Source organism: Vibrio sp. RE88, from assembly GCF_013113835.1.
Lineage (GTDB): Bacteria > Pseudomonadota > Gammaproteobacteria > Enterobacterales > Vibrionaceae > Vibrio.
This window is the reverse complement of sequence record NZ_VTYQ01000001.1, coordinates 277303-292632: the sequence shown is the minus strand read 5'-3', so window position 1 is coordinate 292632 and position 15330 is coordinate 277303. Positions and strand designations below refer to the sequence as shown.

Here is a 15330-nt window from a genome sequence, read left to right as displayed (position 1 = left end):
CGCGTGGCCAAATGGCGAAGTACATTTAAGGGATTCCCCCTAATATTTGTAAGGCGATCCAGCTCTCACTTTTCACGCCGATACCCGTAGTACTTCTCCCTCACAAATGACAAGCCTGTTCACATACTGAGCGTTTTTCGAGTCACTTCACTGTTTTCACCACCACTTCTTTTCAGTCAAAAATTAAAAGTTAATGATAATCATTATCCTTTATTTTTAGGTAAGTGTGATTATGAGTGATAAAGAGCTAACGCATGCGGTACATCACGATCCGATCATTCAGGTTCGTGATTTGTGCGTCGATTACATAACGGACAACGGCGACTTTCGCGCGGTGAAATCCGTCAGTTTTGATATAGGCAAAGGTGAAATATTCGGTCTCGCGGGAGAATCAGGTTGTGGCAAAAGCACTATCGCTTTTGCAATCAATCGTCTCCACAAACCGCCCGCGTTCATCTCTGAGGGACAAATCCATTTTGATGGTCAGGATCTGCTTAAACTGTCAGATCGCCAGATAAACGCGATTCGCTGGAGCGAAATTGCAATGGTTTTCCAAAGTGCAATGAATTCGCTAAACCCTGTTCTGCCCATTCAGGAGCAGTTTGCCGACGTATTACGCCACCATAAAGGCATGAGTGACTTTGAGGCGAAAGACCGAGCGGAAAAGCTGCTGGACCTGGTCAACATTCCACGTGAACGGTTAAGCGAATATCCTCATCAGTTCAGCGGTGGTATGCGCCAGCGACTTGTGATTGCGATTGCGTTATCGCTTAACCCAAAGCTGATCATTATGGACGAGCCCACAACCGCACTGGATGTGGTGGTGCAACGTGAGATCCTGCAGCAAATCTATCAATTGCGTGAAGAGTTTGGCTTCTCAGTTCTGTTCATCACCCATGATCTGGCACTAATGAGCCAGTTGTGTGATCGGATTGCCATCATGCGCCACGGGGAGATAGTGGAAATCAATCAGTCGGCGCAGATCCGTAACCATCCTCAACATCCTTACACACAGAAACTATGGGCGTCATTCCCCAACATTCATCAAGGTAAGCACCACGCGCAAGGAGCCACGGTATGAGCCAGCCGATTATCCAACTCAACAATGTTGTCAAAGAATTCACGATTGGCGGTGGTTTTGCCGTGCAAGATAGGTTTAAAGCATTGCAAGGCGTCAGCTTTAGTATCCACAAAGGCAAAACTCTGGCGTTGGTCGGTGAGTCCGGTTGTGGAAAAAGCACCTGTGCACGCTTGATCACCAAAGTCCACTCTGCCACATCAGGAGAGATCCTGTTTAACGGCAACAACATTGAGCAGATCCAGAGTCGAAAAGCCCTGCTTGATTATCGCAGTAAAGTGCAAATGGTGTTTCAGGACCCGTTTGGCTCACTGAATCCAACTCATACTATTGCTCATCATCTCACCCGCCCTCTTAAGATCCATAAACAAGTAAAGAGCAACCACGCCATTCCAGAACGATTGAATGAGTTATTGGACTTAGTCGAACTCGCACCAGACACATTAGAAAAGTACCCTCACCAGTTAAGCGGAGGCCAGCGACAACGGGTGAATTTAGCGCGAGCACTGGCGGTTGGGGCGGAAGTGATATTGGCTGATGAGCCGACGTCGATGCTTGATGTCTCGATCCGACTTGGCGTGCTTAACCTGATGCAACGAATGAAAAAAGAGCTGGGTATCGGCTTTTTGTACATCACACATGATTTAGCGACCGCTCATTACATCGCAGAAGAAACTGCCGTTATGTATAAAGGCCAGATTGTTGAGTGGGGTGACACACAGGCGATCTTAACCGATCCGCAACATCCTTATACCAAGCTGCTGATCTCTGCGGTGCCGGATCCTGATCTGCCGTTTGGCAATCTGGTCAAGAGTGAACCAAACTACTCTGTGGACGCCGATCAAATTCGCGCGACCAGTGCAGTAGTGCAACAAGGCTATGATCAAATTGGTCCAAATCATTTTGTAAAACATTGGGTTAAAGCCGCATGATGACGCTTGATAACTGGGTTTCACACATCGACAACTGGTACCAAATACAGAAGCATGATCAAGGTATTGAAGCTTTAGTGCTGAGTGTACCTGACGAAGTATGGGGCCCAGAGATTAGCGAATTACAAAGTAAAGCCATTGCCTGCTGGTTGGACGCTTGCTTGAGAATTTTCCATTTTGAGCGCTACTCACAACCCGATAAGGCTTACCAGTATCTGCAACTTGCCTACAGTAAACTCCAATTGTGCGCCTGCAACCCAGAAACAGAGCTAACGCTTAAAGACTGGTGCATGAAACGACTGCAAAACCTGACGGTGCTCAGTTTAGAATTTTGCAATCAACGCCCCGAAGCACACTGGCAAACTCAGTCACATCAACTGATTGAGTCACACGTCCAATTTATGGCCGCACAAAGTTGGAATGAACCTCTGAACGATGATCAAGAGCTTTACGAACGGCGGCATTGATATACAGATCATCCAGTAGAAAATGGCAGCGATAAGGCTGCCATTTACCTTGAAAATAACTGCACTACATTAGTACATGGATTGCCAGTCTGGATGATCGAGCCAGTTAAGCCCTGGCATATCTGGGTGAGGATCATGGCGCAATAGCCAGTCGTGTAGGGTTTGTTGTAAATCTGTATTGATGTAGTCCACGTTTGCTTTAGTAAGCTCGCCCCAAATTTTGTTATGGGTTTCAGGATCCCCTTCTGGGGTTGCCCAGAAACGAATCTTCTGCATATTACTATGCGCAGTCGTCACAATCCGTTCGAGTTCCACCAGTGCAGCATCAGGCCACTCCCCTTTCCCATTGAAATCACCAAACTGTTCTTGATCAAAGTAATCAAAGTTGTTGCTAATCAATGGCATTAGAGTAGGTGAATAGCCCTTATCAAGATCGCTCAGTCGCCCATCAACAAACGAATAACGGGTTTGCTGTTGATCCATCAACTCGATCGGACGATTTCCGGAGATGATCGCAGTGACAGGACCTTGATACACTTTGCCATCTTGATAGCGGCTGAATACATCCGGATACTTTGCAAGAACCTCTTCCACTGCCTGCCAAGTCAGAACATCTTGAGTCTTGATATCAATCAGCAGGACTGCGGTGTAGTTCCAACCATCATACATTTGGTTCTGGTTATTTCTGACGTGTTCAACTATCGGCTGAACATAAAGCTCGTCAAATTTCCACTCGTGAACAAGGTCGTCTTCATCATGGGCAATCAGAACCTCCTCATAACCTTCTTCATAGTAAACATCGGCTTCAAAACTCCCAAAACCCAGCTCTGCCGCGCCATAAAAAGGCTCATCTCGATAGTAATCATTATGAGAGTGAGAACGAACCGTCTCCACGGTATCGGTTTCACTCTCTGTTTCATTACAGGCACTCAACACTAAGCAGCTGAGTGCGATAAGTACCACTTGTATAGGCTTCCCAAATTTCATCATTTTTCCCGATTATTCAATAAACAAACTGAATCACTGCATTGGCAGTGCGAGGGACATCATTTGAGCAATAAGTGACACTTCCATTAACGAAAAATGACCATGTGCTAATTAATATGAATGAGTTAAAAGGTGGAATAAGAATCTGATTTAGATAATAAAATTACATTCATGCTACTGATTTTATGGCTAACAAAAGGGGGATCGCGAAACTCAGTAGACACCAAACAGATACAGGGAGATCGCTTAGAGGCGAAAGCATGATCAAGGGTGTCTCTTGATCATGCTTTCGATCAAAGAAGAATTTCAGGCAAAAAAAAAGCGAGTTCACAAGAACTCGCAAAATATTCAGAATGAATGTAACAATATGAGCCAATCTATCAGGGATAATCCAAATCCCTCATTCATCAGAAAGGACAAAAGGTTGTCTATTCGGGATAAATATTATCCAACTCCCATGCAACCAATGTCAGTTCATTGTCAGGAGAATGTAGTAGATTTGTCTATTCACCACAGGTATGTAACAGCCTGTATCAAGCAGTAAGCAGATATAAAAAAGCCAGCAAGAATTTGCTGGCTGATAGAAAACGCGGGCTATTTTTCACTTATACCGCCACTTCGTCAAGCACTCTGAACACGGTTTCGTCCAAATGCCCTTCATGAACTTGTTTGCAAACTTTACGTCTTACCGCAAGGCCGGCAATCAGACGCTCAATGGATAAGTGTTTGTTTTCACTCTGACCATTGTAGAGCTCAATCAACTTACTGAGCGTTTCGTATGGAATGATCTCCTCCCCTACTCTGAGGAAGTCGAGCTTCTCTATGAGCTCCTGACACTCTTCTTGAATAGAATTGTGAGAATGCCCGGTCATCGCGGCTAAAGCCGTTATAGAGCGTTCTAGAGCCTCTGGAGAGGTATATTTAGACAGAGTAATCGTAATTTCATCGGCATTGATCTCAACCAGATGCTTACGCACTTTTACTCGTCGTCCCAATTTACCCTTGGGAGAGCGCTCTTTACGTTGGATAGGTTCAAACTCACCGTCGATGATCTGTGACATCTCATCCAGCTGCTGCTTGGTGACCATCTCGTTACGCAGTGGGTTTGGTAAGGTCGGCGCCATGTTGCGTTTACCCGCATTGGTGGTCCGTGCACGGGAGTAACGTAAAACTTCTTCCGCATCGCACTTGATGTCGAACTGATAATCTTTGATCTTACCGTCTTCTTCCAGCGTGGAGATCGCCAGATGATAACCCCAAAGATTGACCTCAAATGGCTCTTCATTGCCACTGCCTTCCGATAACTTCTTGAGTTCGCGGATCAGATCCATCGAGAATCGACGCCACTCGATGTTACGTGCCAGCTTCTGATTCAAGGTGCTAAGCAGCATCACATCGGTGTGGCGGCGTGACATACGACTACGGAAGTAACTGTACAGCTGGAAAACCAACGTATGTTGCTTCAAGATCTCTGGCGGGAAAAGGAAGAAATAATCACGGGTTAACAACTCTTCATAGAAGGAAGGCTCCCAGACGAGAATATACAGGTTCGGTTTAATACGAATTTCGCCGTCAGCGCCTTCTGTTGGTGCCTCTTCCGATGCCGTAATGGTACGAGCCAGAAAGCGGAAACGGTCACTCTTGAAGCCTTCTGGCATGTTCTCGCTCAACCAACGACCTGTCAGTTCATGCAGTTGAAAATCGGTAAACTCGATACGATCAATACTGTCACGGATCGAATCACGTGCAGGCCCACTATCCTTCTTACCACGTAATGAAAGGATGTCTGTAATATACAGCGGCGTCTTATTGGGGGTTTGCTTAGCATCCAACTGATATTGGTGCTGGTGGTGATCATGGTACTGAACGGTAAGCGTGAACAACGCAAACAACGTCATCAGATCGTCCACCGTCATAATATTTTTCGATGATCGTGTTTCGATCACGGCCTTAGTACCGGAGATCGACACCATGCTCTTCTGATATTGCTTACGCGTGCGCGGTGGAGCCAATGCCTGGTCAATGATGCCCGCCCAATTGGTTGGCGACACCACAAACTGATCCGCCTCATCTTTCATTGCAGGTGGCGTATTAAGGCCATGTTCATTCAGCAGACGCTTATTCACATGAGTTTGTGCTAATGCCTTGGAACGTTTCTGTTTTTCGCTCTGTTTGACGGATTCCGTCATCAGGCTGGTGGCGCCTAACGCAGTGATCAATTGGTTGGGATTTACGAAGCGGTGCAGCATGGTTTTGCCAGCAAGGCCTTCTTCAAAGCGAACTGGGATCTGCTGGAACAAACCGATATTGACTGCTGCACGCAGACGTTGCTGAATGGCCGCTCGCGTCAATTGACCATCAGTGGCATCAATCAACTCGGTCGTAGAGACCAGCCCATCTTTGCTACTGAAGCCTTGTAAAGAAATAAGATTCAGAAGTTCAACTATGCTTTTAGTGACGCCTTTGAAGTGCTGATATTGCTCAATCCAATTCACTGCGGCTTCGGACACCTCAAACATATGTCCGTCTTTATGGCTTCTTGGAGCCTTGATCAGTACTTTTTCTTCTGAACTCATTTATTATGATCCGTATCACACTAGCCGTAATATCGCTATGGTTCCGAAAGAATAAAGAAAAACAGATCATAAATAAAGAAAAAACTTGTTGTTTTAAATAACTGATCTTTCTGATTAAAGTGATCTTAAATGATTATATGATCTAATGATCCGGAGAATAGTTCCCTTGTAAGCTTATGTTATTAATAAGTTTTTTTTATCCACCGCTGAAAGCATGATCATGAACACTTCGAAACGATGATCATCAAATCACAGAAAGCATGATCAAACCTTTCCAGAACGATGATCATTAGCGCTACGAATGCATGATCAATATCGAACCCGAAGCATGATCATCGTAGACTCACACTTTATCCACAGATCGAAACTCACACAACCGAAACGGATGATTCATTTGAAGGACAATTTGAGTCTTGAGCACGAAACAATGATCAAGGAAAGCTTGTGTTAGGGTGTGAATTGATGCTTTCTTCACCAAACTGAAATCCATCTGACATACATCGCTCATTTTACATGGAGTAAACCTGAGTTACATTGATATCGAAAGCATGATCAAGAAAATCGAGTTATGTAAGGTTCCTTTCTCTTCGTTGCTCGATTTAGCGTGAGATACCAGTGTATGCAGTGACATCTCTTAGTTCATCTGCACTCCGCCGTAATTCGGACGCAAATTACCATGCTTCCGAGCCCTACCATTACTTGATCATTGATCCGAATAAGGATCATTGAAAGCGAAGGTATTTAACTGCCTCAAACACATCGAATTTTCCTTGATCATGTTTCCTAGAGGCAATTTTACACCCGAAAGCATGATCACCGTGATTACCTTGATCATTGTTTCGGAAAGCCACGAACATGAAGAGTTGTTGCGTTTTCTCTCTATGAGATAAAGTTCATGGAAGCGACGTAGGTCTAGCAAGCTAATACAGTGTTGCTTTAGAGTCGAAATTACACAGACCGTAAAATATGAGCACATAACAATCGTTCCGAGGAATTTTTCTCTTTTTCATCCATTTTTTATTTACAATGTAAATAAGTGATGCTGTAACACTTTAAATGTAGTCGACTATTAAAGGGTTTTTACACATCTAAAATGGTCAATTTTTGACAGGTTTTGTTGTGTATTCATTAAATCGATTGAAAACTCTCTTATTAATGTGATTTGCATCTATAAATGTCCGTTCACCTTTTTGTTGTTATTGATTGATTATGCTGTACAATTATCAACAGACACTAATAACGGAATTTGGCAATGAAAAGAGAACAGACAATTGATAGTCTCATTCAACTCGCTGAACAAACTGCACAGGTTCAGGCTGACCGAATAGAGATCGTTTTGGAAGAGCGCAGCGATGAGCATTTCCCGCCTATGTCGAAAGCACTGATGGAAACTCGTTCAGGTCTGACTCGTCGTAAATTGGATGATGCGATCAGTAAACTCGAGGAGTCCGGGCATCAGTTTACGAAGAATAATGCGAATCACTATTCTATTTCACTGCAAGAAGCTCACATGCTCATGGATGCGGCTGGAGTCGCGAAATTCCATGAACGTAAGAAAAATAACGACAATAAACCATGGATCATCAATGTACAGAACCAGAAGGGTGGTACAGGTAAATCCATGACAGCAGTGCACCTTGCAGCGTGTTTGGCATTGAACTTAGATAAGCGTTACCGTATCTGTCTGATTGACTTGGATCCACAAGGTTCATTGCGTTTATTCCTGAATCCACAAATTAGCCTGACTGATCACGATAACATTTACTCAGCCGTAGATGTGATGCTCGACAACGTGCCTGAAGGCGTTGAAGTCGACAAAGAGTTCTTGCATAAAAATGTGCTTCTTCCCACTCAGTACCCGAATCTGAAAACCGTGTCGGCGTTCCCGGAAGACGCGATGTTTAACGCAGAAGCGTGGCAAAACTTATCACAGAATCAGTCCCTCGATATCGTAAAACTATTGAAGGAAAAACTGATTGACCAAATTGCCGATGATTTCGATATCATTATGATTGATACCGGTCCACACGTTGATCCACTCGTCTGGAATGCGATGTATGCGTCTAACGCATTGCTTATCCCGTGTGCTGCTAAGCGTCTAGACTGGGCTTCTACGGTAAACTTCTTCCAGCATCTACCGACAGTTTACGAGATGTTCCCAGAAGATTGGCAAGGGCTTGAGTTTGTTCGTCTGATGCCAACGATGTTTGAAGATGATAACAAGAAGCAAGTGGCGGTTCTGACGGAAATGAACTATCTGTTAGGCGATCAAGTGACAATGGCCACCATTCCGCGCAGCCGTGCTTTTGAAACCTGTGCCGATACCTACAGTACTGTATTTGACCTGACAACGGGCGATTTTGAAGGTGGTAAAAAGACGTTGGCGACAGCGCAAGATGCTATTCAAAAGAGTGCATTAGAGCTTGAGCGAGTTCTGCATAGCAACTGGTCATCACTAAATCAGGGGTAATTAGACAATGGCAATTAAAACTTCAGATTTAAACGCAAGATTGTTTGGTAAAGCGAATAAGCGCCATGTGGCAACGCCTCAGGAAGCGCAAAAAGCGGCCAAAGAGCAAGCGCAGGTGATTGAACTGGCGGTTGCGGGCGAGGAGATGGTTACGTTTGAGCTGGTACGTATTTCGGCCAGCGATATAGCGAAGCAGACGGTTGTATTTGCAGAAAATGCCCGTGAGCAATCTTTCCTCAATGAACATGCGTTATCCGATGTTCTGGCAACATTAAAAGAGCGTGGACAGCAATACCCAGCCGTTGGCCGTAAGCGTGAAGACGGTAAGATTGAAGTCCTCGACGGTAGCCGCCGTCGTATGTCTTGTATCTTGGCCGAAAAAGATTTCCTCATCTACGTGGCTGAAAATATCAATGGCGAGCACGCAAAATTCTTGTCCGATGTGGCGAATGCCCACAAGCCTTTGTCTCTGTATGAAAAGGGCAAAGAGATGCAGGCGAAGTTGGAAAGTGGTGAAGCTGAGGACCAGAAAGCATTAGCTAAGATGTTCCAATGCAGTGAAGCCTTGGTGAGTGGCGCATTGAAAGCCGCTGATCTGCCGTTAACGCTTCTTCAGGCCTACCCAAATGTGGCGGATTTAGGGCGCCCGACAATTGTGAAGCTTCACAAGCAATTTAATGAACTCAGTGAAGCAAACCGTGGCAAGCTTTTAGATAAGTGTCAGTCAACGGACGGTTTTGTTTGGCAACGTAGCCAAGCTCAGGGCGTTGCACGTATTACGAAAGAAGTCTCTGAGACTCTGGAGCAGTGGATTGAAGAGCTTGCGCCAAGTAAGCGTTCAGCCAGCCGAAAAGTCGAGTTAGTTAAAGGGCGTGCCAGTTACAGCCGTAAAGGTGCTGACTTAGCGCTTAATCTGAAAAAAGTCGATGATGCGCTGATGAAAGAGATTCTCGACTTTGTATCGACTAAGCTGAAATAGCATTATTGTTACCTGATAGAAAGCCGCATTTCGCGGCTTTTTTTCTGCCTCTCATTTACGCGCCTTAGTTGTTATAATTCGCTTATTCTCGGAACTTCGACAACGGCCATGCACGATTATTTTTCTCAACTTATTCAATCCGCCAATAACGCGAATCATCGATTTGGAGTAGTACTAAAAGGCAGTGTTGACTGGCAGTCGAGTACGTTGTCAGACCTTAAGAGGCTGTTTTCAAGTTCAGCCATCTTTCAGCTGGGCGGGAAAAGTAGCGATGATAATGTGCATCAGGTTAGTGTTAAGCAAGGCCAACGATTACTTGGCCAAGAGTGTGGTCTTCTCATTTGCGATTTCTCTGATGGGTTCGATGCCAACTCCTTTAGTGCCGCATTGGGCTGTGTAACCGGTGGCGGCTTAGTCGTAGTGCTACCAGCTGATTCCGGTTCGCTCTCATTGTCAGAACAATGGCTTAATGCCGCATTAGGCAAGCTGATTGTGGTTGAGCAAGCTAAACCTTTACCTGAACTGCCTCAAGTGGAGAGCTCTAGCACTGAACCTTTAGCACAACAGAAAGTCGCGGTTGAGAAAATACGAAAAGTGGTTGAAGGGCATCGCAAACGTCCTTTGGTGATGACCGCTGACCGTGGGAGAGGGAAGAGCAGTGCTCTGGGGATTGCCGCCGCTGAATTGATGGAAGCGCGTAACCTCCACATTGTCGTGACTGCGCCGAGTCTTGCGACAGTGTCTCCTGTGTTCGAACATGCTCATCGTCTGCTGCCTAAGGCGGTCATCAGAAAAGGTTCTATTCAATTGGGTCAATCGACCCTGACGTTTATTGCGCCCGATGCATTACTTCGAGTACGGCCAGAGTGCGATTTATTATTGGTTGATGAAGCGTCCGCAATTCCAATTCCAATGTTGCAGAGAATGGTCGAGCGTCACCACCGCTGTGTGCTCTCTACGACTATTCACGGCTATGAAGGGTGTGGACGCGGTTTCACGCTCAAGTTTCAGACCTGGCTCAAACAGCAAAGACCCGGTGCGGCGTTTTACCATTTGGATCAGCCTATTCGCTGGAATGAGAACGACCCGCTCGAGTGTTGGTTATTTGAGACTTTTTTACTTAATGCCGAATTAGAGACGTCGCCTCTAACCAATTTTCCGCCGATTAAATTGAAGCTAATCGATAAGCAACAACTTGTCTCTCAACCTGACTTATTGCGCTCTTGTTTTGCGTTATTGGTGAACGCCCATTATCAAACGTCACCGAATGATTTAATGCTGTTGCTCGAAGATGATGCTATCCAGCTTTACGCGGCACTCTCAGAGAAAAATTGCCTCGGCTGTATGTTAACGATTAAAGAAGGCGAGTTAGAAGAGTTTTTGATTGAGTCGATACAACATGGACAAAGAAGACCAAGAGGGCACTTGGTGCCAGTGATGTTAGCAAATCACCTTGGTTTAACCCAAGCCGCCAGCCAGCCAAGCCTCAGAGTGATGCGAATTGCTACGCACCCTGACTATCAGCAGCGGGGGCTTGGCTCTGCCATGTTAGAACAGTTGACGCAGCTGTCAGGGAGTCAGTTTATTTCCACCAGCTTTGGGGCGACCAGTGAATTGATTCGTTTTTGGCGCAAGAATGGTTTTGTTCCTGTTAAGTTAGGTGTGCAAAGAGATCAAGCGAGTGGCTGCTACTCAGTGGTCATGGTAAAAGGAAGCTGCGATTGGATAGCCCTTGCCGAGCAGCATTTTCATCAGTCTATGCGTTACCTTCTCTGTAATGTGTTCGCTGATATTGAAACTGACATTGTACGTAATCTATTGCGTAAGGAAGATGCTTCCGAAGTGGAATGTGAGTTTCAAGCGCTTGTCAGAAACTATTGTTTGGGTGGGGCAGGGTTCGAAAGTGTGGCTCCGTTTATCGCTAACTGGTTGTTGTCATCAAACACAGCATTCCTAAATTGCTCGTCTCTTGTGCTTCGTAAGGTGCTGCAGCAACACAGCTGGCAAGCATGTAGTGAAGAGTTTGGCTTTGCGGGGAGAAAGCAAACCGAGCAACAATTGAGGTTAGACATACAGGCCTTGTTGGAGCGAGTGTGAAAACGTCTCAATTTACACTGTAAAAAGAACTGATTTCAGCCCCTACTTTATAAGAACAGCGGATAAAAAAAGAGGAGACCATGTCTCCTCTTTTTGTTCGAGCATGTCTGCTTAGTACGAGTAGTTACTCATTTTCAACACGGTTTGACTATCTGAGCGACTCGATGACGAGGGGGCAATGTCTTCAATTTTGAAGCTGGACAGCAGCTGGATAACGCTGTTGACCTGTTCTTCCATTGAAGTACTGTTTGCGGAAGCTTCTTCTACCAACGCCGCGTTTTGCTGAGTCATGTCATCCATGTCCTTAATGGTTTCATTGACCTTAGAAATTCGGTTGCTTTGAGTTGAAGAGCCGGTCGAAATTTCAGAAATCATCGACGTCACTTTCTCTACCGAGGAAACCAAATCTTTGAGCGTAGAGCCGGATTCATTAACCAGCTCTGTACCTTCTTCCACTTTAGATACACTGTCTCTGATAAGCTCTTTGATCTCTTTGGCTGCCTGAGCCGAGCGTTGAGCTAGATTGCGGACTTCTCCAGCAACGACGGCAAACCCTCGTCCTTGCTCACCAGCTCGCGCAGCCTCCACCGCGGCGTTCAATGCAAGTAAGTTAGTTTGGAAAGCAATCTCGTCAATGACACCGATAATGTCTGCTATCCGCTTACTGGAGCTATTAATTTCTGCCATGCTCACAACCGCTCGTTCAACCACTTCTCCACCACGTTGTGCTTTTACTTGCGCATCTCGTGCTAAGTCTGTGGCTAAACTGGCGTTGTCGGCATTTTGTTTTACCGATTCTGTCATATCCGACATCGACGCAGAGGTTCGTTCTAGTGATGCGGCTTGATCTTCGGTGCGGTGGCTCAAGTTGACAACACCGCTTGATAGCTCGCTCACCGAGTTATTAACGATTCCCGCGGACTGGCTGATGTTTTTAATCAGTTCCAGCAAGTTTTCAATACTGGTATTCACCGCTTCCTTCAATACAGCGAAATCGCCTTGGAAGTCGCCTTTCACTGTGCTGGTCAAATCGCCATCCGCCAAACGAGCGAGAACATCTTTACATTCATTTGTCGGTTCAACCATGGCATCCAGTGTTTGGTTCATCCCTTCCACAATTTGCTTGAAATCTCCTTGGTGGAGTGAGGTGTCTGCACGGTTGTCTAGTTTTCCTTTAACGGCAGCAACAGCCAATGCGTTGGCGTCATCGACAAGTCGTTTGATAGCGGCAATACACGTATTGAGGTTGTTTTTGAGCAGGTTAAAGTCACCGTTGTAGTGCTCTTCGATAGGTGAGGGAACTTGGCCTTTCGCAATCTGATCGACGCAATTTGCTGCAACCGTGAGTGGTGTGACAACGGCATCTAGCGTGTTGTTGACCCCTTTGATGATGGTTCTGAAATCGCCCTGGTGTTGAGTTTCATCCGCTCGGGCTGATAGCTGACCAGCGATGGCTGCATCTGCGAGGCTATTGGCATCTTTCACCAGAAGGTTGATAGCTGAAATACAGGTGTTTAAATTGTCTTTGAGTCGGTTAAAGTCACCTCGATACTCATCGGTGATGGTATCGGGTATCTGACCACAGGATATTTTCTCTACACAGTCTGCAGCGATGGTTAATGGCCCTACAATGGCGTCGAGAAGTTCGTTAATACCATCGCCAAGATCGTGCATAAAGCCACTCAGGCGGGTGGTATCTAATCGAGTACTAAGCTGGCCTGAAGCCGCGGCGCGGATAACGTTCTCAACTTGCTGTTCTGCATCGCGCTGTTCCGTTAAGTCGTCCCACTCAATAACGGTTCCAAGGCGGACTTTATTATCGCCCATCACCGGGTTCGCGATGACTTTGTAGATTCGCTTGTCGATGTTGAGTTCGACAACCACTGTTTTATCTATCGATTGGAGAATACGTTGATACTCTGCCGTGTGGCTAAATAGGCCGATGTTTTTACCGAGCAACTTGGCTGGGTCAAAACCTTTAACGGCACTACTGAAGCTCGATACATTTCGAGAGAACTCCTGATGCATTGCATGATTGAGGTAAATGAGTTCGTTATTGTTGTCTGCGACCATTACACTGGCGGACACTTGATCAAGGGCCTGACGAATGCGGCTATTAGCTTCTGCTTGCACCCGTTCTTGCTCCATTTTTTGTTCAAGATCGCGCTGTGCCTGAAGAAGGTTTTTCTGCATGGTTGAGAGGGCTTTGAGCAACATTCCTGACTCATCGTTAAAACCTGAGTCAATTTTGTTGTTCAGCTTTCCAGAAGCAATATGGTTAGCGACCTGAACTGCCGTTGAAATAGGCCCAGTGATCCGCTTTTGAACTACGTAAACAACTAAGGCAGTCAGCAGTAATGCTGCCAACATGAGGATAATGTCGCGGGTTAACTCGGAGCTCGCTTTATCTGCATAAGCTTGCGTTAACGTGATGAGGTCATTCGCTATTTGATCCTCAACTTGCTTAAGCATATTGATTTTTGCTGTCTGCGCTTGGAACCATTCTGTAGGGTCAACACCAAAGCCGCCGACCGTGGCATACCTTATGGCGATTTCTCGAAAAGCGAGCGTTTCTTCTATGATTGGCCCAGTCATGATCTCCTGATAGATAGCCAGTTGAGAGGGAGCCGCGAGCGTTTTAAACACACTCGTATAATTGTTTTGAGCCGAGACTAGATTTTGGAAGCGCTCATACTGGCGTCCTTGAAACTCGTTTCGGGTGAATACTCCCATTAAGAGTGCCCGCTCAATGCCTGCTCGCTCTTTACTTTGTAGGAAGTTTGCATAAGCAGCGGCCATGGTGCTGAGCTCCCCACTGGAGCTTGCTTTGGACAAATGAACGATGTCGCCAAGAATTTGGGCATTCATATCCGTATAAAACCCAATCGCCTGACTTTGAGGAATCTCTAACGCGTCTATTGCGGCTCTTTTCGATTCCAATTCGTCGAGTACAGATAACGAGTGTTCCAATTGCTTTTCAAAGGCTTTCCCGTAGATGGAAGGGTCAAAGTTTTTCATGAACAAATTAAGTTGCTCTCTTTTAGCATCGGCAATTTTGCGTTGCTCCTGCACTTCGTTCGAGAACCTCTGACCGCGACTGTCCATAAACCCAGCGGTAATACCCCGCTCTTTTTGTAACTCATGAACAAGAGCACTGGCTTTGATTGAAAACTCCGACAACATCAATATGTTGTTGTCTTCTTCAACAAGAGCAACGTTTTTCATCACCTGTGCTTGAGCAAAATAAATTAAGCACACAACGGGAATGACGACAATTGCCATTAACTTCCAACGTAGTTTGAGATCAGCAAAAAGGTTCATAGATTCGTTCCTATCATCCGTCCACTTAAGCGCTGATAAGCGGTACTGAGTTAATTAAACCTAACAATGAAATACGAGCATAGTTTAATATGATTGTGATTGCGTAATGGTCTTGGGTAATACGTTAATTTGACTAGATATTTGTGGCATCCGATAGGCGAAGTAAGAGATTTAAAATTTACAATGTAAATTTTCAAGTAGTCCACCAATGACGTGCTAGATTGTGGGGTTGAAAGAATTAATGAGAGATAGATGTTTTTGATTTGTTTGCAAATATTCCTTTACCTATAAAAAATATATGGAAATTATTTTGTCTATTGTAAGCGTTCTAACTCTTTAAAAAACAAGGTAATTAGCCTTGTTTTAACTCTAAATATATGACTTTTAATTCATAATTTGATTTTGTTAATTTGCTAAATATCT

Annotated in this window: 9 protein-coding genes; 6 read left to right on the top strand and 3 right to left on the bottom strand. The window is 45.2% G+C overall.

Features of this window, described 5'->3' with window-relative positions; all coding sequences use genetic code 11:
• Positions 1 to 232 precede the first annotated feature (232 nt).
• Genes F0265_RS01370 through F0265_RS01360 form a run of 3 tightly spaced genes read left to right on the top strand, consistent with a single transcriptional unit; the run spans position 233 to position 2477 of the window.
• A complete protein-coding gene (locus F0265_RS01370) occupies positions 233 to 1081 on the top strand; it encodes an ABC transporter ATP-binding protein (protein WP_171747461.1) in 849 nt (282 codons plus the stop codon).
• Positions 1078 to 2010, top strand: coding sequence for an ATP-binding cassette domain-containing protein (locus F0265_RS01365; RefSeq protein ID WP_171747460.1), 933 nt, complete (start codon positions 1078 to 1080; stop codon positions 2008 to 2010). The genes F0265_RS01370 and F0265_RS01365 overlap by 4 nt, the downstream gene beginning before the upstream one ends.
• Positions 2007 to 2477, top strand: a complete 471-nt coding sequence (locus tag F0265_RS01360) for a transcriptional regulator (RefSeq protein WP_171747459.1) — start codon at positions 2007 to 2009, stop codon at positions 2475 to 2477. Before F0265_RS01365 ends, F0265_RS01360 begins: the two co-directional genes overlap by 4 nt.
• A 69-nt stretch (positions 2478 to 2546) precedes the next feature.
• On the opposite strand, the gene F0265_RS01355 is transcribed toward F0265_RS01360, so the two are convergent.
• Entirely contained in the window at positions 2547 to 3467 is a 921-nt protein-coding gene (locus F0265_RS01355; protein ID WP_253809269.1) for a phosphatidylinositol-specific phospholipase C/glycerophosphodiester phosphodiesterase family protein, read from the bottom strand.
• 602 nt (positions 3468 to 4069) lie between these two features.
• Positions 4070 to 6040, bottom strand: coding sequence for a replication initiator protein RctB domain-containing protein (locus tag F0265_RS01350; protein ID WP_171747458.1), 1971 nt, complete (start codon positions 6038 to 6040; stop codon positions 4070 to 4072).
• A 1252-nt stretch (positions 6041 to 7292) separates the two neighbouring features.
• On the opposite strand from F0265_RS01350, the gene F0265_RS01345 reads away from it, so the two are divergent.
• The 3 genes from F0265_RS01345 (at position 7293) to F0265_RS01335 (ending at position 11586) form a co-directional block, all read left to right on the top strand.
• On the top strand, positions 7293 to 8510 hold the full coding sequence (locus tag F0265_RS01345; protein ID WP_171747457.1) for a ParA family protein: 1218 nt from the start codon (positions 7293 to 7295) through the stop codon (positions 8508 to 8510).
• 7 nt (positions 8511 to 8517) lie between these two features.
• Complete coding sequence (locus F0265_RS01340) at positions 8518 to 9489, top strand: ParB/RepB/Spo0J family partition protein (protein ID WP_171747456.1); 972 nt, start codon at positions 8518 to 8520, stop codon at positions 9487 to 9489.
• A gap of 108 nt (positions 9490 to 9597) precedes the next feature.
• Positions 9598 to 11586 carry a GNAT family N-acetyltransferase gene (locus F0265_RS01335; RefSeq protein ID WP_171747455.1) on the top strand — a complete coding sequence of 663 codons (1989 nt, stop codon included), beginning with the start codon at positions 9598 to 9600 and terminating at the stop codon, positions 11584 to 11586.
• Between the two features lie 111 nt (positions 11587 to 11697).
• Here the strand turns inward: F0265_RS01335 and F0265_RS01330 are convergent, their stop codons facing one another.
• Positions 11698 to 14907: a nitrate- and nitrite sensing domain-containing protein gene (locus F0265_RS01330; RefSeq protein WP_171747454.1), complete on the bottom strand. Its 3210-nt coding sequence runs from the start codon at positions 14905 to 14907 to the stop codon at positions 11698 to 11700.
• Positions 14908 to 15330: the final 423 nt, after the last annotated feature.

Coding starts and splice junctions, on each gene's coding strand:
- F0265_RS01345 (WP_171747457.1), top strand. CDS start 7,293: ATGAAAAGAGAACAGACAATTGATAGTCTCATTCAACTCGCTGAACAA.
- F0265_RS01355 (WP_253809269.1), bottom strand. CDS start 3,467: ATGATGAAATTTGGGAAGCCTATACAAGTGGTACTTATCGCACTCAGC.
- F0265_RS01330 (WP_171747454.1), bottom strand. CDS start 14,907: ATGAACCTTTTTGCTGATCTCAAACTACGTTGGAAGTTAATGGCAATT.
- F0265_RS01365 (WP_171747460.1), top strand. CDS start 1,078: ATGAGCCAGCCGATTATCCAACTCAACAATGTTGTCAAAGAATTCACG.
- F0265_RS01340 (WP_171747456.1), top strand. CDS start 8,518: ATGGCAATTAAAACTTCAGATTTAAACGCAAGATTGTTTGGTAAAGCG.
- F0265_RS01335 (WP_171747455.1), top strand. CDS start 9,598: ATGCACGATTATTTTTCTCAACTTATTCAATCCGCCAATAACGCGAAT.
- F0265_RS01370 (WP_171747461.1), top strand. CDS start 233: ATGAGTGATAAAGAGCTAACGCATGCGGTACATCACGATCCGATCATT.
- F0265_RS01350 (WP_171747458.1), bottom strand. CDS start 6,040: ATGAGTTCAGAAGAAAAAGTACTGATCAAGGCTCCAAGAAGCCATAAA.
- F0265_RS01360 (WP_171747459.1), top strand. CDS start 2,007: ATGATGACGCTTGATAACTGGGTTTCACACATCGACAACTGGTACCAA.